At 62.4% G+C, this 22,921-nt stretch carries 23 protein-coding genes, 1 tRNA gene and 1 other RNA gene; 7 read left to right on the top strand and 18 right to left on the bottom strand.

Annotated features, from left to right (window positions below):
- Positions 1-47 precede the first annotated feature (47 nt).
- The 6 genes from EYW42_RS00215 to EYW42_RS00190 form a co-directional block, all read right to left on the bottom strand.
- Positions 48-1,187 carry a hypothetical protein gene (locus EYW42_RS00215; protein WP_135533248.1) on the bottom strand — a complete coding sequence of 380 codons (1,140 nt, stop codon included), beginning with the start codon at positions 1,185-1,187 and terminating at the stop codon, positions 48-50.
- Positions 1,188-1,189: 2 nt separating this feature from the next.
- Entirely contained in the window at positions 1,190-2,005 is an 816-nt protein-coding gene (locus EYW42_RS00210) for a hypothetical protein (RefSeq protein WP_135533247.1), read from the bottom strand.
- A complete protein-coding gene (locus EYW42_RS00205; RefSeq protein WP_135533246.1) occupies positions 2,002-2,631 on the bottom strand; it encodes a hypothetical protein in 630 nt (209 codons plus the stop codon). Before EYW42_RS00205 ends, EYW42_RS00210 begins: the two co-directional genes overlap by 4 nt.
- Positions 2,625-2,825, bottom strand: coding sequence for a hypothetical protein (locus EYW42_RS00200; protein ID WP_135533245.1), 201 nt, complete (start codon positions 2,823-2,825; stop codon positions 2,625-2,627). The genes EYW42_RS00205 and EYW42_RS00200 overlap by 7 nt, the downstream gene beginning before the upstream one ends.
- Before the next feature lie 211 nt (positions 2,826-3,036).
- Positions 3,037-5,856, bottom strand: a complete 2,820-nt coding sequence (locus tag EYW42_RS00195; protein WP_135533244.1) for a hypothetical protein — start codon at positions 5,854-5,856, stop codon at positions 3,037-3,039.
- 34 nt (positions 5,857-5,890) lie between these two features.
- Positions 5,891-6,283: a hypothetical protein gene (locus EYW42_RS00190; protein ID WP_135533243.1), complete on the bottom strand. Its 393-nt coding sequence runs from the start codon at positions 6,281-6,283 to the stop codon at positions 5,891-5,893.
- 121 nt (positions 6,284-6,404) lie between these two features.
- Here EYW42_RS00190 and EYW42_RS00185 point away from each other — a divergent pair, with 121 nt between their 5' ends.
- Complete coding sequence (locus EYW42_RS00185; protein WP_135533242.1) at positions 6,405-6,770, top strand: hypothetical protein; 366 nt, start codon at positions 6,405-6,407, stop codon at positions 6,768-6,770.
- 119 nt (positions 6,771-6,889) lie between these two features.
- On the opposite strand, the gene EYW42_RS00180 is transcribed toward EYW42_RS00185, so the two are convergent.
- The 5 genes from EYW42_RS00180 to EYW42_RS00160 all read right to left on the bottom strand — a co-directional run bounded on the left by EYW42_RS00180 (position 6,890) and on the right by EYW42_RS00160 (position 14,265).
- On the bottom strand, positions 6,890-7,417 hold the full coding sequence (locus tag EYW42_RS00180; protein ID WP_135533241.1) for a hypothetical protein: 528 nt from the start codon (positions 7,415-7,417) through the stop codon (positions 6,890-6,892).
- Positions 7,418-7,467: 50 nt separating this feature from the next.
- Positions 7,468-11,160, bottom strand: a complete 3,693-nt coding sequence (locus EYW42_RS00175) for a DNA primase family protein (RefSeq protein ID WP_135533240.1) — start codon at positions 11,158-11,160, stop codon at positions 7,468-7,470.
- Positions 11,161-11,957: 797 nt separating this feature from the next.
- Positions 11,958-12,665: a hypothetical protein gene (locus tag EYW42_RS00170; protein ID WP_135533239.1), complete on the bottom strand. Its 708-nt coding sequence runs from the start codon at positions 12,663-12,665 to the stop codon at positions 11,958-11,960.
- Positions 12,666-13,043: 378 nt separating this feature from the next.
- Entirely contained in the window at positions 13,044-14,057 is a 1,014-nt protein-coding gene (locus EYW42_RS00165; protein ID WP_202613773.1) for a tyrosine-type recombinase/integrase, read from the bottom strand.
- A 133-nt stretch (positions 14,058-14,190) separates the two neighbouring features.
- Positions 14,191-14,265 (bottom strand) — tRNA-Arg (locus tag EYW42_RS00160).
- Positions 14,266-14,360: 95 nt separating this feature from the next.
- On the opposite strand from EYW42_RS00160, the gene EYW42_RS00155 reads away from it, so the two are divergent.
- From EYW42_RS00155 to EYW42_RS00145, 3 genes are all read left to right on the top strand, one after another.
- Positions 14,361-15,197: a geranylgeranylglycerol-phosphate geranylgeranyltransferase gene (locus tag EYW42_RS00155; protein ID WP_135533237.1), complete on the top strand. Its 837-nt coding sequence runs from the start codon at positions 14,361-14,363 to the stop codon at positions 15,195-15,197.
- A gap of 162 nt (positions 15,198-15,359) precedes the next feature.
- On the top strand, positions 15,360-15,995 hold the full coding sequence (locus EYW42_RS00150) for an RAD55 family ATPase (RefSeq protein WP_135533236.1): 636 nt from the start codon (positions 15,360-15,362) through the stop codon (positions 15,993-15,995).
- Positions 15,996-16,136: 141 nt separating this feature from the next.
- The gene (locus EYW42_RS00145; protein ID WP_135533235.1) at positions 16,137-16,544 is read left to right on the top strand and encodes a CoA-binding protein; all 408 of its coding nucleotides are present in this window, start codon (positions 16,137-16,139) and stop codon (positions 16,542-16,544) included.
- Here the strand turns inward: EYW42_RS00145 and EYW42_RS00140 are convergent.
- Both EYW42_RS00140 and EYW42_RS00135 read right to left on the bottom strand, forming a co-directional pair.
- Positions 16,541-17,521 (bottom strand): PLP-dependent cysteine synthase family protein, encoded by a 981-nt coding sequence (locus EYW42_RS00140; RefSeq protein WP_135533234.1) that lies wholly within the window; start codon positions 17,519-17,521, stop codon positions 16,541-16,543. The two genes, EYW42_RS00145 and EYW42_RS00140, sit on opposite strands and share 4 nt — an antisense overlap.
- 109 nt (positions 17,522-17,630) lie before the next feature.
- Positions 17,631-17,966, bottom strand: a complete 336-nt coding sequence (locus EYW42_RS00135) for a DUF5798 family protein (protein WP_135533233.1) — start codon at positions 17,964-17,966, stop codon at positions 17,631-17,633.
- A gap of 83 nt (positions 17,967-18,049) precedes the next feature.
- On the opposite strand from EYW42_RS00135, the gene EYW42_RS00130 reads away from it, so the two are divergent.
- Positions 18,050-18,469 (top strand): DUF7548 family protein, encoded by a 420-nt coding sequence (locus EYW42_RS00130; protein ID WP_135533232.1) that lies wholly within the window; start codon positions 18,050-18,052, stop codon positions 18,467-18,469.
- 75 nt (positions 18,470-18,544) lie between these two features.
- Positions 18,545-18,856, top strand: an RNA gene (ffs, locus tag EYW42_RS00125) — signal recognition particle sRNA.
- A 190-nt stretch (positions 18,857-19,046) separates the two neighbouring features.
- Here the strand turns inward: ffs and EYW42_RS00120 are convergent.
- From EYW42_RS00120 to EYW42_RS00110, 3 genes are read right to left on the bottom strand one after another with little or no spacing between them, the layout of a single operon-like run.
- On the bottom strand, positions 19,047-19,925 hold the full coding sequence (locus EYW42_RS00120; protein WP_135533231.1) for a mechanosensitive ion channel family protein: 879 nt from the start codon (positions 19,923-19,925) through the stop codon (positions 19,047-19,049).
- Positions 19,925-20,170 carry a YhbY family RNA-binding protein gene (locus tag EYW42_RS00115; RefSeq protein ID WP_135533230.1) on the bottom strand — a complete coding sequence of 82 codons (246 nt, stop codon included), beginning with the start codon at positions 20,168-20,170 and terminating at the stop codon, positions 19,925-19,927. The genes EYW42_RS00120 and EYW42_RS00115 overlap by 1 nt, the downstream gene beginning before the upstream one ends.
- Before the next feature lie 57 nt (positions 20,171-20,227).
- Positions 20,228-20,500, bottom strand: coding sequence for a ribonuclease P protein component 4 (locus tag EYW42_RS00110; protein ID WP_135533229.1), 273 nt, complete (start codon positions 20,498-20,500; stop codon positions 20,228-20,230).
- A 354-nt stretch (positions 20,501-20,854) separates the two neighbouring features.
- On the opposite strand from EYW42_RS00110, the gene EYW42_RS00105 reads away from it, so the two are divergent.
- A complete protein-coding gene (locus EYW42_RS00105; protein WP_135533228.1) occupies positions 20,855-21,958 on the top strand; it encodes a glycosyltransferase family 4 protein in 1,104 nt (367 codons plus the stop codon).
- On the opposite strand, the gene EYW42_RS00100 is transcribed toward EYW42_RS00105, so the two are convergent.
- Together EYW42_RS00100 and EYW42_RS00095 are read right to left on the bottom strand one after the other, a co-directional pair.
- Positions 21,940-22,185 (bottom strand): hypothetical protein, encoded by a 246-nt coding sequence (locus tag EYW42_RS00100; protein WP_135533227.1) that lies wholly within the window; start codon positions 22,183-22,185, stop codon positions 21,940-21,942. The genes EYW42_RS00105 and EYW42_RS00100 overlap by 19 nt on opposite strands.
- 233 nt (positions 22,186-22,418) lie before the next feature.
- On the bottom strand, positions 22,419-22,874 hold the full coding sequence (locus tag EYW42_RS00095; RefSeq protein ID WP_135533226.1) for a hypothetical protein: 456 nt from the start codon (positions 22,872-22,874) through the stop codon (positions 22,419-22,421).
- Positions 22,875-22,921: the final 47 nt, after the last annotated feature.

Below are 22,921 nucleotides of genomic sequence, written 5' to 3'. Positions count from 1 at the left end.
TATTGTGGGGGAGGGGTTGTTGGTTGGAATGGGTTGTCCCTCCGCCGTCACTTGATTTCGTCCTCGACCTTGGCAACTAACTCGGCGTGTTCGCCGTCGTCGTTATACTCGTTCCATCGTTGACGTGCCCATTCACCACTGTACGGGACGAATTCGGCGACTTCGTCGTTTGTTTGCCCTTGTTCTTTCCCTCGAATGACGGTGTAAATCGCTGCTTCGCGGGCGGTCGGTCCATCCGTATGGTCCGGGTCACCATCACGATCGTCCTTGTCGCGGTGGTCTTCCCACGACCAGTCAGTCGCCTCCTCGTCGTCAAAGTCCCACTTCGTGTCCGGGATTCCGTCCAGAGACACGATTTCACCGGCAGGGGTGCGGTTGTTGATGCTCCGGTAGAACGTCGCGCGTTTCTTCGACTCTTTATGCACGATCGTCGCCAGTTCGCGGACTAACGGCGTGATGTCCTTCCCGTCGTGCCCGATGATGATGAGGTTCGCATTCCACTTCCGGATCTTGTAAATCATCGGACCGAGCTTCGTCTTCGCTTCGTACCCGTCGCGGCCGTGTCCGCCGGCGTGACTGTTCGCCTCGTCGAAGATGAACAGCTTCGGCGCATCAGGGTTCTGCTTGAGCCACTGGTCAAGTGTCCCCCAGGAATCGAGCCACTTGTCTTTCGCGGTGAAATCACGGATGTTCGATCCGATGAGTCCGTTCGGGTTGTGGCGTTTCCACCGCTCCCCGCTGAACATTGCGAAGGAACTCTTCCCCTGACCCATGAACCCGTACACGTACCACACGAGTACGTTGACGTCCACCTGTTCATCGAGGTCATCGATCGCACGGACACCGCTGATGTCCGCGCGTTGCGTCGTGTCACCCATCAGGTACCGCATGGTAGGGATGTCGCCGGTCGAGACGGCTTCCGTGATCGCTTCGGTACCGTGCGCTGCGAGGGTTCGCTGCACGACTTCGAGTCCGCCCGGGTGCTCCGGCATCAAGTCCGGTCGCTCGCACTCGTACGGATCGTAGAAGTTAGCGATGAGCGTGAGCGCGTGCCGGACCTTCGGATCCTTAATCACGCCAGCGTGCAGCAACGATTCGAGATTGTCACGGTGCCCGTGACCGGCCATCCACTCCCTGAGTTGCGACGGGACGTACACTTCGTTATCGCTTGCGCCTGAGTCTGACATTGTTACAGTTCACCTCCATCGAGACCGTCGGAACCGGCTTCTGCACCGTTTTCACCCGGGGTTTCCGTGCCCGTCGCGGTCTTCTCCCACCTGTTCAAGTCTTCTTCAACGTGTTCGTGCGTCAAGCCGGGGATTTCTTCATCGACCATGGAATCGACGTCGGACTCCGCGCGCTCCCACGCGTCCGCGACCGAGTCGTCTTCCGGGTGCACACCGCGTTCGAGCGCTTCCGTGAGCGTGTTCACAGTGTCTTTCTTGACGTCCATGCCCATCTGCGAGACTCTGCGTCGGACGTCGCTGTACCGCGCGTACGCGTCTTCGAGGTAGTCGTGGATGTCTTCGGCGTACGCTTGACTCGTGGCGAGTTTCCCGTCCATGGTTCCCTCGAATCGAGCGCCTTCCACGCGGATCTCGCCGATGTCGTCCATTTCTTCGAACTCGCGGACTTCGAAGTCTTGCTCGTCGTTGACCCGTCGTGGCGGTGGGCCTTCCACGCGCTTGTTTTCCTTCCAGTGCTCGCGCTCGATGAAGTACAGCCCGCGTTCGTCGGTCGCTGCGTTAGTCTGGTACACCTCGACGTAATCATTCGGGTCGATCCGCCGTCCGCTTCCGTACCCGAGGATGTACGCCGGGATGCCGAGGAGGAGTTCCGCGGTCACGACTGCGAGCGCCCATGCAGGGACGGTGACGTCGAACCCGCCGAATGCGACGATAATCCCGGTCGATACGATCGTCGCTGCAACGATGAGCTTGTGCTCACCGATGAGATACACTACGTAATCGCGCTTCGAGTCGAACGTCGGTGCGTGCCGTGTCATGGTTTTGCCCGTCGAACCTTGCCCTTCCCTCGTTTGATCGCGCGGTACGCGCCGTACCCAGCTGACGTGAGCGCGACTAACGCACCGAGGAGTAACGCGCCCATCGGTGCGAGGTTGTTCACCGGCGTTTCAGTGGTGCCTTTCTCGACCAGAATTGGGGATCGTTGCCCGTTTGCTTGGACGTACAGTACGCGGTCGTTATCCCGGATATCCGGGACTTCGACCGTGATCGTGTTCTCCCCGCGGGAGAGACGGTGTTCATCGAGTGACACTGGGACTGCTTTCCCGACGCCCGGTTCTTCGAGGTCGTGACCGTACGGCGTGGCGATGTACACTGTGCGTGGTTCCTCTGCGTACAGGTGTACTGCGACGGTGTCGCCGTCGCGGTCTTCCCACCCGGTGATTGTGACGTCGCCGAGTTGCGCGAGGCGTTCATTCGGACCGGTCGCGTTCTCTGTCGTGTTGTTCGAGTTGGGGTTGTCGCCCCATTCGACGTCGTCGCCCGTGTCCGTGGTCGTCGTGTTGTTCGCCGGAGTGGTGGTGTTGTCTTGTGCGGCGACCGGGCCCGCCGTGACTGCGAGGACTGCGATTGCGACGACTACAGTCACGGTTCGCGTCGCTACCATGGTGTCACCGTGTCCGTTGCCCAGTTCGTGAGCGGGTCGATGAGCGTTGCATCGACCCACTGCATGACGGGGTCGATGACGGGCACCCCGAGCGCTTCGAGGACTATCGTGACTGCTCCAGTCAGGATTGCGACGGCTAACACGTCGCCAAGCCACCCGGTCGGGAGTATTTTCAACAGTATCGGTATCGGCATACTCGACACTCGGCGATATGCTGGTAAATACCCGCCAAGGGGGTGTGGGCGGTGCTGCGTAACACTGCGAGGTAGGGGTGGACGGACTCACAGCCAGTCCCTCCGCACTCACAGTAAATGCGCGACTCAAACGCCGCGTAACACTGCGTAGAAGGCCTGTACCACGTTCCCGACTACAACGACAAACTACAAAAATTTTGACGGGGTCGTGTTACCCGTCGCCGTCGGTGAGGTGCTGGTACGCCCACGCGAGCGCACCACCGCCGAGTATCACCCCGAGTAACCCCATCGACCCGCCGGCACCGCCGCCGCCACCGCCCGGCGGTGTCGGGTCCTCGGTGTTATCCTCGATCGTTTGCTGCGTCTCGATTGCCCGAGTCACCTCTTCTTCGACCCGGCTCACATCGAGGGAGTGACGGTTCGTGTCCGACAGTGTGACGCCCTGTAGCGAGTTCCCTTGCGCGTCCGTGGCGCTTTCGATTCGGAACACGTCACCGGTCTCGATGTCTACCCAGTCACCGCCGGTCGTGGCGATGACGATCTGGTCGTCCGAGCCCTTGTTGTCCGTGTGATACCATCGACCGGTCATGAAGTCGTACTCGGGGAGGGTGACGTCGGTCACGGCGAACTCTGCGCCGACGGTGCCGGCGGTCGTCGTGGACGTTCCACCGCTCGAATTCGAGTACTCGACAGAGATCGTGTCGATCGTGTAGGAACTCCCGGCGGCGGCGATGTCGGTGTGCGGGATTGACGCGACTCCTGATGACGGCGTCGCGGTGTAGGTGTCACCGGCGGCGGTCGTGACTTTGACCGAGTTCACGTTCGTGAGCGTCCCGCTGAGCTGCAGCGTGAGGGATCGTGACGACGGGACGGTGTACGTGTCTGGCGCGGAGTCGTTCACCACAGGTTCGCCATCATGCGCGGTGCCTGCGGTCACGTCCACCGTGTCGCTGTTCGTCGTGTCGGTCAGTGTTACGCCGGCGAACGTCCATTTCTTCCGCGCTGCCGTGGACCAGCCGTCCGGGTCGCCGCCGTGCGGCCGCCAGTCCGTAGCGATTGCTGCGTCCTGGTACGTCCACCCGACACCTGACGCGTCGATTTCAATCGCCAGGCCCGCACCACTCGCGGCTGTTTCGGTGTACTGCGACGTGCTCGTCGTCCCGTCCGACGCGGTGCTGCGCGTTGCGTACGTGACGTCCACGCCCGAGATTGTTACGGACCCGTCACCGTCCGGGTCGAGATCGTCGTACCACGCTTCGCCGCTGGCGATCGTGCCGTCCAGGCTCTGGTTCTCTGAGACGGGGACGGTGACGGTGTCGCCTGCGGTCGTGGTGAGCGTGACATCCTGCACGACGTATGATGGGCTCGATGGGTCGTCGCTGAAGCCCTGCACGCGAACGTTACACGTCGCCGTCCCGCCCGGCACATGCATCGTCCCCGACCCGTCGCTCGCACCACCCGGGTCGAGGACAACCGTCACGGACGCGGAATCAGTGTTACTGAGCATGTGGTCGAACGTCGCAGTCTCACCGATAGCGCCGTAGTTGAGCGTCGTTTCCGGCGACTCTGACGGTGCGACGGTGACGGTCATCGACGTTTCGAGGTCCGTATCGATTCCGAGCTGCGACAGGAGCGCGCGCGAGTACCCGGTGTCACCGCTCTGCGCCCAGTCACGGGCGAGCTCCTCCGCGTAAATCGCTGGCGTCATCAGGTCGTCCGTCGTGATTTCCCCTGATTCGACCGCGGTGTACACGTCGGACGCGTACGTCTCGATCTCTGACGCGAGCGTACTGATGAGCGGGTACACCGTCGTCCGCCAGTACTCAATCAGCCCCTCAGTGGAGACACCACTCAACTCGCCCATGTCCGCTGGTTCGAAGAGCGCCGTGTCCACGGTCACCCCGTCGATGTTATCGGGCGCGTACACGTGGAACGGCCGGTTCCCGCCAGGGATCCCGCCGCCCGCTCGGATTGTCGTTCCGGTGTCAGGGTCGGTGTACTCGATGCGCCCGGCTGAGTCGTTGTAACTCAGTTCATCGACTAACTCCCACATCTCTGTTTCCGGGATGGGGAGCGCCGGTGCGTTCGTGTCGGTGGTGTTGATTATCGACTGTTGCTTGTAGGCGTGCGTGTGGATGATGCGTTCGACGTCACCGGCGTCGGTGCCTTTGTGCAGGACGTGTAACGCCCAGCCCTGGGCGGTGTCGCCGTTGACGAGTTTGACGTGGATGGGTTTCACTCCTTTCACGACGATTTCTTCGCCGGAGAGTGCGGACCCGACTGGTTGCACGGCTTGGTCGGGCATTGTGATCCCGGCCTCGTTTTCACGGGCGTCGAACGACGCGTACCTGACGATCGCCGCTGACTCGATTGCGAGGAGGTTCGCCTGGACGTTCGCGGCGGCTTCGAGAACCCCGTCCACGCCGGCGGCGGTCGCGGATGCCTCGGATTCGTCGTTGTTGATGGCGTTGATGACGTCGAATTGCGCTTGCGCGATCCAGTTGTTCTTGGAGACTGCGAGGCGTTTATCGAGCTCTTTCAGCGTCCACGCGTTCTGATTCGACGTGGTGTTCGCGTGCGCGTAGATGTCCGCTTGGAGTTGTGTGAGTCGGCGGCTTTCGTCGTCGCCGAACAGCCAGTTTTCGAGTTCTGGGACGTACGCGGTCGTCGCTCCTGCGGTGCTGCCGACGACTGCTCCGGGTGGTCCGGCGATCATCGCGCCGATTGCAGCGCCTGAGCTGGCGCGCGCGATTGCTTCGCCGGTCCCGACTCCGTCGTCGCCGTCGCTGGTGCTGGTGTCGCTGCCGGCGTCACCGATCGGGTCGTCGGACCCGTGGTCCGCGGCGACGGTCCCGGTACCGAGTGTCGCTGCAGCTCCCGCTGCACCGATGCCTTTCAACAGAGACCGTCGGTCCATGCTGGGCCCGACAGTGTCGTACAACTGTGCCTGTGTTTCGCCGTCGGGACTCGCCCGTCCGGGCGGGTCCGCGGTGTCTTGTACTTCGTTTTCTGCGTCGTTGGTTCGTGTCATTGTTTGAAAGATGAGTGTAACGGGCGGGGTCGCGTTACTCTGCGTACGCGACGTACACTGTCACCGCGGACCCTGCGACCCACAGCGCAAGAGCGACGAACTCGCTCGTTCCGACAAGCGCCCGAGCGGGTTCGAGGAGCATGTACAAGCCAGGGAATGCGAGACTCCCGACGATCGCGCCGTACTCGTAGTCCTCGTAATTCGACCCGTCGATTTCGTTCGTTGTGATTACCCACGCACCGGCTGCGAGCGCGGCGACTGCAGCTGGTGTTACTTCCACGCCTGCACCTGAGTACAGGATTTGACTCAGGTCGTACCCGCTCATGAGATTGATCGAGAATCCGAAAATCCCGAGCACAATCCCGAGGAAAACGGGGTACGCGACTAGTCCGGCGACGTCGATAACGTCGATTTCGTTTCGTGCCATAATTCGTTACAGCGCTCGCTGCGATTTCTGCGAGCGCCTTACCCGGGCTTGGCCGATTGCTGGTAAATACCCCTACAGGGGGGTTGACGGGTATATCCCAGCGTGCCGGGTAACATCGAGTATGCTTGGTAGCACACTCGACCGCGGTGACGTCGTCGCTGTCGCCGTCGCCGTGGTCCTCCTCGCACCGACAATCGTCGTCGCCGCGCACCCCGGGCTACGGGTGGGGACGGGTGACTCGATGGACGGGACGATGACGTCGCCCGTCGTCGCACACTGCACGCCGCCCGACGATGTCCAGGTCGGCGATATCGTGTCCGTGGATGTTCGCGGGAAAACAGTCATGCACCGCGTCGAAAGCGCGAACGGTGATAAGCTGCAGACTAAGGGGGACGGGCGCGATTCGAGTGACGCGTGGACGTCGATGTCTGACGTGCACTGCGAGGTCCGCGGGTGGTGGTCGCTCAACCCGTCCGCCTACGTCTAAACACCCCGTTACACCCCCCGGGGTGCAGTTACGCCGGTCTACAGGGGGTTGAAAGGGGTCTACCCGCCGTTTTGCAACCACATAACTACAAAAATTTTGAACGGGTGTTCGCCGGCGTGTTACGCGGTTCGCGGCGACGGTGACGAGTACACGTCACCCGCGGGTTCGCGCACCCGGTACGCCGGGCGGGTGTACTCTGCGAGCGTGGTCTGCGAGTCAGGCACGTCCCCACGCGCACGCGCCTCGCCCGCACGCGTCTCCATGACGCGTTCGAACGTTGTCCGGGCGTCACTGCCCGCCTGGTCTTCGAACGCGTCTGCGCGGAGCGTGCGGCCTGTGAGCGTCGCCTGCCCAGTCACCCGTGGACTCGACCCGCCGTCACTTCGGCGACGGGCCCGACCGTCCGTGCCCGTGGTGCCGGGGAGCGTCGATTGTTCCGGCGCGGTGACTGTACCCGTACACTCGATACTCCACTGCTCTGCGAGGTAGTCTTCGAGGCGACGCGTCACCTCGTACGTCCCGTCGTCTTCGTGCCGGTCGATGAGCGGGAGCGCAGCGTGCGCCGCCTTCGGGTCTACCTTGCCGTCACGGTCACCTACCACGTCCGTCCACGCCCATCGCCGCCCCGATGGTGGGAACTCGGTCATCGTCGCCCGGTGCGCCCGTATCTTCATCGCCGTGCCGTGTTTTACCAATTTCAGTCACCCCCGCTTGTGAGCGTCACACGACCGGTCTGCGGTTCGTACACGTCGCCTTTCCGCCGGAGTTTATCGAGTTCGTGCTCGGCTTTCGAGCGGTCGATACCGCGGTCCGCCGCGGCGTCGATGACATCATCAACACCAGCACCGCGGACGTCCGTGCGGTTCTGCAGCGACCCGATGACGTTCTTCACCGCTTGAACGCGGTCTTCCTGCGACAGTCCCCCATCGTCCGCGTCGCCTTCGTCGTCGGTGGTCTCGGTGTCATCGGCATGCCGGTCGTCTACGTCTTTCAACGGACCGGCTTCGGACACCGTGACTTCGGTCACGTTCTTCACCTGCAGCTGCGGTTCGCCACCACTACCCGACGTGAGCGTCGCCCGCTCCAGCGTGATCCTGTCACCGACGTCCACGCCATCGAGCGCCGCGTCCGCGTCCGCGCTGTCGAGCCACTCGAACACGTCAATCGCGGTCGTAAAGTCCTCAATCGTCACTCTGACCGCCGAACCGTCACTCGTCTCGAAGCCCTCGCGCCCGATGACCGTTCCTGCAGTCGTTGAGTACCCTTTGTTCAGGTCTTCGATCGGGGTGACGCGGTCGAGACGGTTTGCGAGCGTTGACTCGTCTTCGCTGACGTCGTCACGCCACTCGTCACGCACCCACTCCGGCGCGTAATCGAGCGCGTCCGACGTAATCATCACGTGCTCGACCGCCCGGTCACCATCCGAGTACACGCCATCCCGCTTGTAACTCACCGCAGGGCACTCGTCCGACAGTTGCCAGAACCCGTTCTTACCGCCTGACGCCAGCGCATCGATACCGTTCTCTGCAGCCCACTGCACGTAAATCTCGTACACGACCGCACGAGGGACGCGCGCACCGGTCTCCTGCGTCATGAGCTCAGTCCAGAACTGCAGCACCGAGTCCGAGTACTGCTGGTACAAACTCCACCGCTCGTCTTCCGACCGACCGACCGGGAGTTCGTCCTCGCAGTCACGGTGGATGTCCTGCGCGTACTGCACCGCGACGGCGAGCAACCGCTGCAATTCCTCGTCGGACGTGAGGTCTGCGAGGAGTTCATCCTTCGACACTGCGTCCTTATGACCGTCTGTCGGGTCCGACGTGAATTTGTGCGGCATGATGACCGGGTACAGTCGCCGCGTCGCACCGTCCGTCTTGTCTCCGAGCAACGGCGGGTCGTTGCTGAGGTACACGATCGTCCCGTAGTTATCGTAGTCTGCACCGCTGACCTTCTCTTTCTTCTCGTGCATTTGCGTTTTCGCACCACCCGAGAGCTTCTTGAGGAGTGAGATGTCCTGCGCCTTGACGTCAGTCGCGTCGTCATCAATCGCTAAGTGCAGGCCTTTCACCGACCCTGCACCGAACTCGTACCCTGGGTCCGTCATCATCCCGATGTCCGTCGTCCCCTTGGCGTCGCCGAACAGCGGCGACATGGCCTTGTTGAGGACTGTCTTCCCGTTCTTACCCGGGCCGATTATTGCGAACAGCGCTTCAATCGGGTAGTGCCGTGCGAGCGCGTGACCGAGCATGTACAGCAACGTCTCCCTGTCGGCGACGTCCTTGCACACGTCGTCCAAGAACCGGTCCCACGCGTCACCGAGTTCGTCGTACTCCGGGTTGTACTCGATGGGGAGCTTCGATGTGCAGCGCCACGCCGGGTCGTGTTCGTACAGTTCGCCGTCGCGCAGGTCGATGACACCGTTCTTCACGCCGACACTCCACCTGCGGGCTTCCGTGTCCGGTGCACCGCCGCGGAACGCGTCCGATGGGACGTACGTCCTGTGCCGCACGGTCTTGACGATCTGGTTCTTATTCCGCGGGTTGTTACTCTCCGGCGGGATGTACTGGTCCACAATCTCTTCGATTCGAGTTTTGCCTTCGTCGGCGAACTCACCGTACCGCTCGGAGTCGCTGTCATCGATGTACACGTACATCTCGTCACCGCCGCGTGGCGTCTCGATCGTCCACTCGTCCACGAGGACGTCCGCGATCCAGTTGTTCACCGCGGTCTTGTTCTCCATCGTCTGGTACTTCCGCGGTGTTTCCGTGAGCTGCGTCTGTTCCTGCAGGGCTTCGCGCGGGTCGCGGTCGGGTCGGTATGCGACGCGGAGTAGTGACGATGACTCGGTCACGCCGAACGCGGGTTCGCTGTCGTCGCCGTCCAGCCGCCGGCACTCGGTTACAAGGATTTCATCGCCGGGCTCGAACTCTGCGAGCGGGGTCATGCGCGGGTGCAGGTCCACGTCCACCACGCCGGTCGTGTCCGCGATTCTCACGGACAGGTGCGGGTCGAACTCCCCGTCGTCCTCGAACCGTGCAACGACTACACCGTACAGGGACACGCGTTCTTCTTCGCCGTCGTCGTCAGTGTCGTAGTCGTAATCGACCGCGTCCGCGACGCGTCGTCGCCGTGCAGCTGACTTGTCGAATTGAATTCCGTCGCTGTTCGTGTCGTGCTCGCAGTGCTGCGCGACTGCTCGCCGTCGCACGAGGTGCGCGGGGTCCTCGTCCTCGTCGTCGCCGTACCGTGCCGCCGCCCAGACCTCACCGTCGTCGTCGTCGCCGTCGTCCTCGTGCTCGTCCAGATCCCCAGCGCGCCACTCTGCCAGGCACACCGGGCACGTTGCCCGTCCCGGGAGGTTCGAGTACAGGACGTCGTTCGGGTGCCCGTCGTAGTGCAGCGACCGCGCACCGATCGTCCGCGTCACTGGCCGCGGTGTCTTGATGTCGTCCGGGTCCACCCGGGCTCCGTCCGGGTCGCCGGCGAGCGGGTAGTCGTCATCGTCGTCGTCGCGGAGGTCTGCGGGAAGTGTTTCCGCGGGTTCCGGCGTGTCACTGTCACCGCTGTTCGTGTTGTTACCCCCGTCGAACATGTCTGACAGTGACTCCGTGACGTCGTCGGCGTCGGGGATGTCTTGCCCGCCGTCCGTCATCAACCGCCGGTCGTCGTCGTCGCCGTCCACGCGTTCGATGCGGATGAACCCGCTCTTCAGTGACTCTGTCACGTCGCACTCGGGGCACCAGAAGAACGTCTCTCCGTGCGCGTCGTGCCCGCGAGCGGCACGTCCACCGCATTGCGTGTGCACGAACTTCTTCGGCGGTCGGATGTTTTGCGGGCCTTCGCTCACCCATTCCCACCCGTCACCGTCCGCGTCGCCGGGGATGTCTTGCCCGCCGTCCGTCATCAATCGACCACGACCGTCGTCGTCGCTGTCGTCGTCTGACACCGCGGCGACTGCGGCGTCAATCGTGTCACGCGCGACACCTGCACGCGCGAGATCCGACTCGCTCACACCGTCTTCGAGCTCCTGCGCAGCTTGCGCGACTGCAGCGCACTCACGCGAGCAATACACCGCGTCAGCGTCGTCTGTGCGGTTACTGCACTGCGGTGCCTCGCACTCACCGCCGTCCATGCCGAGCGCTTCGCGCCCGACTTCGGACGTCGCGTACGCGTGCTTGTCGCTGCACAGCGGGACGACGACGTCTGACCCGCCTTCGCGCTCCTCGATGCACAGGAACAGGAGCGTATCGCGGTCGTTCCTGTAGTGATGCACCGCGTCGATTTCGATTTGTTCGCCGTCCCGTTCGACTGTCACCGCCGCGGGCTTGAGTGAGTAGGATGCTTGGGTTTCTTTACTGCTCGAACCGTATTCTGAATTGTCTCGTGTCATAGTGTGTATGACCGCTCCCCGGAGCACACGAGACACGCGGGCGGCGCGTGCCAGCGCGCCGCGGCCGATTTACCCTCTTTGTCTAGCACCCAGTCAGATTGAGCGGCGGGTGCAAACTGCGTCGCGGTCGTGTGCTACCGAGTTACTACATAGTACCCCCTATGGCCTTATAAAACCTCGCGGAGCGAACAACATCAGCGATGTCGAACACGAACGAATCGCTGCGACGAGACTACAGCAAAACACCGTTACACGCCTCGAAACGCACGAACACGGATTTATCCTAAACACGCAGAAATAGACAAAACAACAGCAGGTAAGCATAGTTTTAAGTAACCGATTAAGCCCGACCACACCAACAACCCAAACCCACACCCATAACCGACAAACCATTGAACGCCGCCACGCCCACGGCGACGACGACGGCGACGCACCCCACCGCAAAACAACCAACAGGAACTCGGAACCTCCGGGTCCTCACACAGGCACCGCACCGCCACTTTATCCTACGATCTCACTGCAGCAGTAGAAAGGGGTCGAACCCCCGCTGCAGTCAGTAAACGCGCAGTACAGCCCCCAATACTGCTTTATTCCATACTCCCACTGCAGGGAACGGGATATTTAGAATATTGAGTCGGTCCACTCGAAAACGGAATCAAGTGGGAGGGCTGAGTGTGGCGGTCCCTGCGGTTCGCTGCAGTGACCCCATCGATACCCTCCGGGAGAGCGTCGCTGCCTGCGGAATCCTTACTGCAGCGGGGGTGAGCGGGGGCTGCGGTCGCTGCAGTCGGTCGCCCCTATTCGAGCCGGTAGAGTTCGGGTCGTTCGAGCGCGTTGTCGATTGTTTTCCTGGCGCACCCCAGCTTCTCTGAGGCTTTTGTCTTCGACCAGTCGCCTCGCTTGACTCGCTGCAGTGCCCTGCACACTCGGTCGTAGTCATCGTCGGGTGCGAGTCGCCCGCCGTCGCTCGTGCAGCCTAAGGGTGGTCGTCCTCCCTGCCACGCCACGCCTGCGAGGAGTGCGTCGGCGGACTCGGCGGTCCCGGTCAACACTTCGAGCGCGCGGCGTGTGGCGGGCGCGAATCCGTCGCGGTCGTGGCGGGTGGGTTGGATGGTGATCGCGTGCGTGGCGTCGTGCACGCGGACGCGGTGGTCTGTGACGATCGTCTCGATGTCTGATACTGGTGCGCGTGCGAGGCTCCCGACGATGAGGTTCGATCCGCCGTCGGCTGCACCTGCTTTCTTCAGCGCTTCGAACTCTGGTTCGTCGGGGCCTTGCCGGTCTGTCGTGATGTCGCCGCTCGGTCGGACGTACAGGTACGCGTCTTTGCTTTCGAGGGTGGCGACGGTCGATGCGTTCTCTTCGGTGTACTCGTACAGTTTGCGGACGTCGTCGGTACTGATGACGTCGGCTTGCATGTCGCGGATCCAGCTGCAGATCGTGTCGATGCATCGCTGGCGTTCGTCGTGGGTGTCGCCTCGCGCGATAAGGACTGTTCGTGTCATTGTTACACTCGATACTCGGTGATATGCTGGTAAGAACCCCGGGTGGGTATTTTCTGGACGGGTTTCTCCGGTGTGGAGTTACTGGGTGGGTAGATACCCGGGTTCGTGCCACTGTTCCTGCGGGCTCGAAAAAGTTTTTCGCGGCGTCTGCGTCGTTCGTTGGGGGTAACTCACTGGGTAAATACACGCGGACTCGTCCGAAGAGGGTGGTGGGTGTACCGGGATTGACCCGCGGAGTTATTATTCAGTCGCCCGGGTGGGTGGGCTTGACCGCCCGGCGGCGCGGTCCGCGCCTCGATGGTGGTGTGCGACGAGACTACAAATTTTCGGGGAGGGGGTGTGTCCGGAACTCTTCGACCCCCCAGTCGGCGCGACGGGTTACACGCGGTCCAGGTACTGTCGGCGTTGTCGCTGTTTCTCACGCTCGGTGCGTTGGTCGTAATGTTCTTCGAGCACTCCGGGCGATGTGCTCGCTCTCGCCCCAGTGATCTCGGCCGGGACGTCCGCCTGTAACCAGTTCGTTATCGCTCCGCGTCGGATGTCGTGCGGTCCGCGGGTGCTCGGACAGTCGTATGCTTGCTGTCGGTCCGTAGCGGCGTCGCACGTCGCCGTGTCACGGTCGTGCGGGCATTCCCCGCTCGGGCCTACGCATGGGCGTGTGACGGCGTACGCGTCGGCTTGGAGTGTCTGTGCGTGCGGGCGTCCGTGCGCCGTCGTTACCAGTGGGTCGCGGTCTCCTGTGACGTCGTGCCTGACTGAGTCGATGTAATCTTCGATGACTTGCGCGGTGCCTGGTCTGATGCCGATCGTGCGCTCACCGTCGTCTTGGTTCTTGAGTGGGGTGTCGGTTCCTGGTCGGTGACGGATTCGGATGCGGGGGTCGTCGCCTGAGAGTTCGACGTCGTCAATGTCGATTGCTCGCACCCCGCCGCGGCGCAACAGTCCGCGCCAGATGAGTAGCATGACGACGTGATTGCGGCTCGCGTACTCGAACCGATTGAGGTGTTCGAGGAGTGCGTCGCCTACCTCGGGGTCGAGCATCGATTCGCGCGCGTTATCGCCGTTCGACAGTGTTGGGCTTAGGACTGCGTCGTGTAGGTTCTCGGTCACCGCTCCGCGGGACTCGCACCATTTGAGTAGGACTCGGAACGTGTCCATCTGTGTCTTCATCGTGACCTTGTTCGGGTCACCGTGGTCTCGCCGCCACAGTCGGTATTCGTGACAGTGCCGGGCGGTCAAGTCGCTCATGTACTCGATGTCTGACTGTCCGTCGCACCAGTCGGTGAAGTGTGAGAGTCGGGAGCGGTGACTGCGGATCGTGGCGTCGCTCACGTTTGCTTGGCGGTCCTGCAGGTACATCGATACGGCGTCGTCGGGTGTGAGTTGGTCCATGGTTTGGCTCTCCAGGAACGCCGTACACGGTCGGGGCGGAAGTTGCGAGGACTTGGGCTCTTCAACCGTGATGAGGGTTGGTTCTTAAGGACACGTACGCCGTCGCTTGGATTCGCAGAATGCGGTGACGGGATGGGCGCTGCAGGATTTGAACCCGCGGCAGCTTGGTCCGAAGCCAAGTACTCTGTCCAGACTGAGCTAAGCGCCCTCGGCCGAAAATAGAGCGACGGGACTGTTTAAACCCACTGATTTCCACGTCCGGAGTCCGCGTCATTTATACGCCAGCCATCGGGACTGAGCGGTATGAGTGTCGGAGAGCGCGTTCGCGGCCTGGTCGAACTGACGCGGCCGGGCAACGCCGTTGCAGCGGGCGCGCTGACGTTCGTCGGAGCGTTCGTCGCCGTCGGGAGTGGAGCATCGTCAGTCCAGACGCTGGTCGCGGCGGGAGCGACGACTCTGGCTGTCGGTGCCGGCAACGCCCTCAACGACTACTTTGACCGGGAGATAGACGCGATCAACCAACCGGCCCGGCCGATACCGCGCGATGCAGTCAGTCCGCGCGGAGCGCTCGTGTTTAGCCTGGCGTTGTTCGCTGGCGCGGTGGTACTGGCGGCGGCTCTCCCGCCGTTGGCTATCGGCATCGCCGCGGTGAATCTGCTGGCGCTGATCGCCTACACTGAACTGTTCAAGGGCTTGCCGGGGGTCGGAAACGTCGTCGTCGGCTTCCTTGGCGGGAGCACGTTCCTGTTCGGCGGTGCCGCGGTCGGCCGGCCACGGGCGACAGTCGTTCTATTTGTACTCGCCGCGCTGTCGACGGTGACCCGAGAGATCATCAAGGACGTCGAAGACATCGACGGCGACCGCGAGGAGGGATTGAACACTCTTCCGATCGCTATCGGCGCGGAACGAGCGCTGTACGTCGCCGCCGGGTTCCTCGCGTTGGCCGTGCTGGCGAGTCCTGTCCCGTATTTCCTGGGAACGTTCGGCGCGGCGTATCTCACGGTAGTGGGGCCAGCCGACTTCATCATGGTGTACGCGATGGTCGAGAGTTTCGACGACCCCACTGCGGGCCAATCCCGGATCAAGTACGGCATGTTTCTGGCCGCCGTTGCGTTCGTCGTAGGGCGGCTGGCGATGTAACCGCTGAGTTCACTCCCCGCTTTCCCCGCCCGAACCCAGTGATCTGACCCGGTAGATCAATCAGAAACGGTATAAGGTCGCTTGGCCATCTTTATAACATACGAACGCGATAGGGCAGACAACAGCACGGAATCTCCCGTCTGTTCCCACAGAGGATCCGGCATGTATGACTTGGCTGATGTCCTATCGGACGTCGAACTCTCCCCAGGAACGAATCTCCTGATATCGGGGCCGCCACTCACCGGTAAACGGCGGATCGCCCTAGAGATCCTCGCAAACGGAACGCGACAGGGCGAAGGAGCGATCGTCGTCACGACGAAGGACAGCGCGGATAAACTCGTCACGGAGTACGAACAGCTCGTTCCAGCTATCGACGACGCCCCGTTCGGTATCGTTGACTGTGTGACGAAACAGCGCGGCGTCGGCAACGCCGAAGACTCGTCGAGAATCAAATACGCCTCCTCGCCCGTCGATATGACGGGTATCGGGATCCAGCTTTCGGAGTTCCTGCAGGACTTCTACGAGGCCAGAAACATCAAACAGAACCGGGTCTTGCTCCACTCTGTATCGACGCTGTTGATGTATTCGAACGTCCAGACGGTGTTTCGGTTCCTGCACGTCTTTACGGGGCGCGTCCAGAGCGCCGACGGGCTCGGTCTGTACGTCATCGATTCAACGGCGCACGAACAGCAGACACTAAACACACTTAAACAGCTGTTCGACGGCGTTATCGAGGTCAAAGAGGAAGACGGGACTCAGTCTGTTCGGACCGTCGGCGTGTCGACGGTGTCGAACTAACGTCCCTGTCGTCTCGGTCTCGTGACTCGGAAGCACCGGATCCGGTCCGGCGAGCCGTCGTCCGCACCCTCCGGAGCAGATCGATCCGTAACCGGGACTGACCAGTAGGCTTTAGCGGACGCGTCTCATCACCGATACTCAATGCCCGTCGAGAGCGACGCGGAGCTACGTGAGTTGCTGGGCCTGCGACGGATCGCGGTCGTCGGCTGTTCGTCCACGCCCGAGAAAGACGCGCACGCGATACCGAGATACCTACAGGACAACGGATACGAGGTGATCCCGGTCAACCCGTTCGAGGAAGAAATCCTCGGCGAGACGGCGTACGACTCCCTCTCCGATGTTGACGAAACGATAGATGTCGTCAACGTGTTCCGTCCGAGCGAAGAGGTCGCTGGGATCGTCGACGAGGCGCTGGAACGCGAGGACGTGAAAGTGATCTGGACCCAACTGGGCATCCGCGACGACGGGGCCGCGCGACGCGCGGAAGCGGACGGTCGCCACGTCGTTCAGGATCGGTGCATGAAAGTCGAACACCAGCGGCTCTGTTAGCCGTCCCACTCCTCAAACGACCGGTAGATTCCCTTCGACAAGTAGCGTTCGCTGGAGTCGGGAAACACCGTGACGACGGAGTCGTACGGCGTCTCTATCTCGCCGTCGCGGATATCGGCGGCGACGCGCTGTGCCGCGACGCTCGCTGCGCCGGCGCTCGACGCGACGAGGTGTCCCTCGTCGCGCGCTAATCGCTTGAGTTCGTCCTGTGCGGAGCGGTCGGTAACGTCGATCACCTCGTCGACTAGCTCGGGGTCGAACAACTCGTTCGTCGTAGGGTCGTGCGTGCCGATCCCTTCCATTTTGTACTCGTCTTCCTCCCTGTCATCGCCGAACAACGTGCCGTACATGGAGCCGTCGGGTTCGACAGCGGCGACGTGCGTATCGGGGTTTTGCTCTCTGGCGTACCGCGCGATCCCCATCAGGGTTCCCGCCGTGCCACAGCCGGCGACGATAGCGCCGACCTCGCCGTCTAGGGCCTCGTATATCTCCGGGCCGGTGGTTTCGTAGTGGGCCTCGGCGTTGAGGGGGTTCGCGAACTGCTGGGGGACTACTGCGTCGCCTAGCTCGTCCGCTAACTGGTGTGCGCGCTCGATAGCTCCGTCCATCCCCTTCTCGGTGGGAGTGTTGATAATCTCCGCCCCCAGTGCCTGCATGAGCTGCTGTTTCTCGACGCTGAACCGCTCCGGGACGACGAAGATAGCGTCGAGACCGAGTTGCTCGGCGGCGATAGCGAAACCGATGCCGGTGTTGCCGGCGGTCGGTTCGATAACCGTTCCGCCGGGCGGCACGTCACCCTCTTCGACCATGCGTTCGAGCATGTACTTGCCGATGCGGTCTTTCACGCTCGCACCCGGATTGAACGTTTCCAGTTTGGCGTACACGGAGACCTCGTCGGGCGACGCCTGTACGCGCACTAGTGGCGTCTGTCCAACGGTGTCTAACACCGAATCGAACGGCTCCCGGTGGGAAGTCATCTGGTAGGCAATAGTTGCCGTGCCCGTTATATTTTATTGGTTCCCGTCACGCAGTCGGCAGTGATCCACGTCGCCGGCCGCTCGTCGGTCGGTATCACGACGGCACAACTCAGGCACTCTCGTCGGTTTCCGCGGACGCGGCGGCCGTCCCGTCGTTCGTGTTCGGTGTGTCTCCGTCAGTAGCGGCGTCTGACGGCTCCACGTCTTCGATGGCTGCGTCGGCCAGAACCTGATCGACGTCGATGTCACGTTCCTCGGCTAGCGCGTCGAGGACGGCGCGCTGTTTCTCCAGTTCCGTCTCGATATCTCGAACGCGGTCACTGGTGTCGGTGGTCGTCTCTTCGAGCTCCATCACCCGTTTTCGGACGTCTACGAGTTGCTTGTACAGCTGTTCGGCGCGGTCAGCTACCGTCTGGATCTTCTTTGCGGTGCTGCCTAGTCCCATAGACCGAGATAAGACGACCCGGGGTGTTGACTTTTCGGACTCGAACGCCGCGCTTATGCTCCGGGCGCGACCAGCACTCCCGTATGGTTGACGAGAGAGTCCCTCCGACGGTCGGACTGCTCGGGACGCTGGCCGTCGTTGTCCTCGCTGGTGCGCCGTTCGTTGCACTCCCGCCGACGGAGAGTTCCGGGCTGGGCGTCTACTACGGATTCGGCTTCGTCGGACCGTGGGGCGTTTCTCTGATAGCGGTAGTCGCTGCCGTCGTCTTCGCCGCCGGTCGACAGGACCGAACTCCGGCGGAGACGGCCGCTGGGGTGACGCTGGGCCTCGGAGTGGTGATGGCTCTGCTCGCGTTCCAGTGGGCGCTTGCAGTCGACAGGTCGGTCGTCCTGCAACTCGGAACGGCGGAGTGGCTCGAACACCACCGCTGGCTCCTCCTCGCTGCGACGCTCGTCGTTCCGGCCAGCGCCGCCTGGTACGCCCGCAAACTGCGTCTGATCTGATCGCTTCTCCCGCTGGCGTCTCACCGCCGTCCCCGACTGATGCGAAAAGACCTTAAGACCGGGTCGGCTATCATAGGATGGACTAGGTCGGGCAGTTAGGCCCTGCTCTCCACCCGCACTATGGCCTTTAGCGGGGACCGAATTCCGGGTTCGTCCGGTCTGACCGGACGGGGCCCCGGGAGCCAACGTGGAAGCCTCGTCCATCGGGGATAGCAGTCCACGGCGGTCATCCGCAGGGATGTCCCGCCGTGGTTAACCGGCGGCACTCCGCCAGGCGCGGAAGCGAGCAGCGGACCGTCGGATAGCTGTCGCTCGCTGGGTCGCGGGGTGGAGGAGGCAACCGGGATTCCCCCGTCCGGAACGCCGGGCAACCCCGGCCGTCCGTTCCTATTCATACGCGGAGACCTTTTTCGACGAGCGGTGCGCTCGTAGAGCGGAGTCGAGTCTACAAAAGTTCGGAGGAAAATCCTGGCGCAAACCCCCGAGCGACGCTGGGCCCGCGGTGAAACGCTCACTGTATTCGTACGCTTCTCCGAACCGCGACTGCGCCGCTCATAGTGACTTACAGCAGTCTCTCTCAGTCGTCCGCTGGCTCCACCACGTCCGCGACGTTCGTCAGTTCGAGTCCGCCCTCGATAGTTCGGTTCGGGTATGGGATGTCGATCCCTTCCTCATCGAACCGCTGTTTGACGTTCGTGACGTAATCGCCGCGGATCCCCACGTAGTCGGCGCGACTGGGGTCGGCGATCCAGATGCGGGACTGGAGGCCGACCGAGGAGTCGCCGAGTTCCGTCAGACGGACGGACGGCGCGGGGTCGTCGAGGATGTCAGGATGCTTCTCGGCCTCCTCGACAATGATGTCTGTGGCCGCCTGAATATCGTCGCCGTAGCCGATGCCGAACAGGAATTTGAGGCGGAGTTTGTCCTTGGCGACGGGGTTTTTGATCACGTCGTCGGTCAGGTTGGAGTTCGGCACGGTCAGGAGTTCGTTGTCGAACGTTCGCACGCGAGTGACTCGCAGACTGATATCTTCGACAACCCCGGAGTTACCGTCCCACTCGATCCAGTCGCCGATTCGGAACGGCTTGTCAGTGAAGATGAAGATCCCGGCGACGAAGTTCTTGATCACATCCTGCAGCGCGAAGCCGATAGCGAGTGTCGCCGCGGCCGCGACAGTCGCGAGCGACTGGAGGAGACTACCGAATCCGGCGAAGGCAAACGCCGCCGACAGCGCGAGAAACAGGACAAGTATCTGCGTGACTTTCATCAGGGGCTTGCGCGCGTGGGCGTCCATCCCCCGCTGGTTTAGTACTCGCCTGACGAGCGGGTAGATGACGGTTTTTCCGACGACGTAGACGGCGGCGAACGCGACGACGAACTCGATAACGGCTCCGAGTGGATCCGCGTACGCGTCCTGCAGGCCGGCGTTCCGGAGGAGGTCGTCGACGAACGCCATCAGTGAAGGACCGCCGTGTTACCGCGGGTTTCTATCAGGTCGGCGTCGACCGCGTCGGCCAGTTCGTCGGCGAGTTCTTCCGTACTTGTTCCGCCGCGGGCCGCGCGAAGGAACTTCACCTTCACCAGGTCGCGGTTTTTCAGTTGGTCGTCGAGTTCGTCAGTTACCGCGCCGATACCGCTTTTCCCGACCCAGAGAGTAACGTCGAGGTCGTGTGCTCGCTTTCGGAGTTCCTCGTCGGTCATGTAAGCAGTTAGATGGGGAAGCCGTATCAACGTTGTTGAACGGTCGTCCCGTCGCGGTCAGTACGGATACCTCGCCTGTTCGCCGCAGTCGCACGTGACGACGACGTGACCGTCCTGCAGTCGAACGCGCCCGTTCGACCCGGGGCGGAGGTAGCTATCGCAGCGGTCGCATGTGAACCGCTTGAATCGTCGGGGGAGGTCGACGCGGTTCCGTTCCGCGATGCGTCTGGCCAGACGAACGTACTCCCGTGCTCGGTCCTGGTTCGACGCTGTCGCCGCCTCGTAGGCAAGTGAGTGGAGGCGCTCAATGCGCTCTTCGGGTATCGTCATCGGAAATGGGGGGTGGGGGGATTCCGGGGCGAATCAGGACAAGAGAGAGTGTTATCCTGAAATGCCCCATTGAGATGTACTGGGGGTGGAATGGAAATATTTTTTGTTTCTACTCTGTAATGTTCCCCTGTCTCAGTCATCGTTTATTATATCTTATATAGGGCGCGGAACGAACGCCAAATTCTGTTCTGACGGTGTCACGGCTGAACTGACGATACGGGAGAAACGACCCGCTGGAGAGGGCGACGTGTTGCTACGTAATTCTGCAAAACGAAGATGGGATCGTGATCGGTAAACTGTCGCCTGTCGCTGAATGACGGGATTTTTAACCACTGCCCAACCAAATCTCAAGTAATGGATCATCAGGTCGCGGCCTTTACCGATACGTACCTCCCGACGGTAAACGGCGTGACCTACACGATAAAGACCTGGAGCGAGCGGTGGAACCGCAACGGGGGACGAATGGATGTAGTGTACCCCCGGGCAGACGGCCACACCGCCGGCCCCAGGGAACATCCCGTCAGGAGTGTCGCGTTCCCCTGGTACGACGGGTATCGCCTCGGCACACCGAAAGTCCCCGCTGCGGTTTCGAACGTAGATGTCGTCCACGCACACACCCCGTATGCACTCGGGTTGGGTGCGATGCGTCTCTCTCGGCGGACGGACGCACCGCTCGTCGCCTCCTATCACACTCCCGGCGGAGAGTACACTGACTATCTCGCACCGACTGACGGCATCGCGAGCGGTCTCGAAGGGTTCGTCGAAGGGTACGAACGCTGGTTTTTCAACCGTGCGGACGCCGTGTTGGTTCCCACTGCACCGATCCGGGACCACCTGCTCGATACCGTCGGCATCGACTCGCACGTAGAAGTCGTCTCGAACGGGATAGACACTGAGCGGTTTCGACCGACCGATCCGGCGGCCTTCCGGGAGAAGTACGGGCTCGAAGGAGAGACTCTCGTCGGATACACCGGCCGGCACGGGTACGAGAAGCGACTCTCGGACCTGCTCGAAGCGGCTGAGGGACTCGATATCACGGTCGTGCTGGGCGGCGACGGCCCGGCGAGGGCAGACTTGGAAGCCCAAGCGGAACGGACCGACCTCGACGTGCGATTTCTCGGCTTCCTCGACCGCGATGAGATGCCCGCGTTCTACTCTGCGCTCGACGTGTTCGCCTTTCCCAGTCCCGTCGAGACGCAAGGACTGGTCGCGCTGGAGGCCAACGCTTGCGGGACGGCGGTCGTCGCCGTCGACAGCGGCGCACTGTCGGAGACTATCGACGACGGCGTCACCGGCTACCACTTCACGCCCGGAAACGTCGCGGCGTTCCGAGAGAAGATCGAGGACGCGCTCGCGGACCGTGAGCGCCTCGGGGAGAACTGTTTGGAACGGCGAGAAACGGTGAGCGTAGACCGGGCGGTTGAACGCCTCGCGGACGTTTACGACAGCGTGTTGTAGGACCGCAACGACTCGCCGAGACCCGTCATGACGGCGACCACGACCCCGGTCGCGAGCAGCGTCGCCGCGACGAGCAACAGGACGCCCATCCAGGGAGACGTCTCGTAGACGGGCGAGACGCTTACGTAGCCGAGTAACGCGAACGGAGCGAGGCTGAGCGCCGTTCGCTGGTGCCGGCGGGGCAGGTCGTGGAGCAGTTTGGCAACTAACACCGCTGTCAGCGACATCAAGTTGAGCCAAACGTGCAAAAGGTTTATAATTGACGGCCCGTTTCAGCGGTTTCCATCCCAGAAAAAGGATACTGACGGCCCGAGTACACGTGCCGTTTCGCCGCACGCGAGGCCCTTCGGAGCGCCGTTCTCAGGTCCGAAGACGTACAGCAGTTTCATCGACCCGATAGAACCGACACGGCCGACGGAGCTATCCGGTAAAACGTGCGGGGAGCCAAAAACGGGGCGTCTCAGTCGTCTTCGAGGGCGTCGGCGATCCGCTGAAGCTGCCGCGTCGCGTCGCGAACTTCGTCGCGTAGCTGGCGGACCTCGCGGACGAGTTCCTCGTTTCCGGCCTCCTGACCGCCGGGGCCCTGACCGCCGGGGCCGCGACCGCCCGGACCGGCACCCGGGCCACCGCCCATCATGCCGCTCATCATCTGTGCGAAGGGGTTCCCGCCGCCGCCGCCACCCATCCCGCCGGGACCGCCGCCGCCGCCCATCATCTCCTGCATGCGCTCCTCGCGCGAGCCGCCCTCACCGCCTTCGCCGCCCTCACCTTCCTCGGCGCGTTTCTCGCGGATCTCCTCGACGCGTTCGCGGAAGGACTTCTCTTCTTCCTCGCCGCCGTTGTTTTCAGCCGCCGACTCCTCGCCGTTGCCTTCTGCACCCGGTTCCTCGCGGTCGGTGGATTCGTCGTCCGACATACCTCGGGTTTCCGTCGCCGGGCCGAAAAGAGTTCGGTAAGCGTCTC

Source organism: Halostella pelagica (genome assembly GCF_004762015.1).
GTDB classification, from domain to species: Archaea; Halobacteriota; Halobacteria; order Halobacteriales; family Natronoarchaeaceae; genus Halostella; species Halostella pelagica.
The sequence above is the reverse complement of the archived record's forward strand: the minus strand, read 5'-3'. Positions and strand labels throughout refer to the sequence as shown.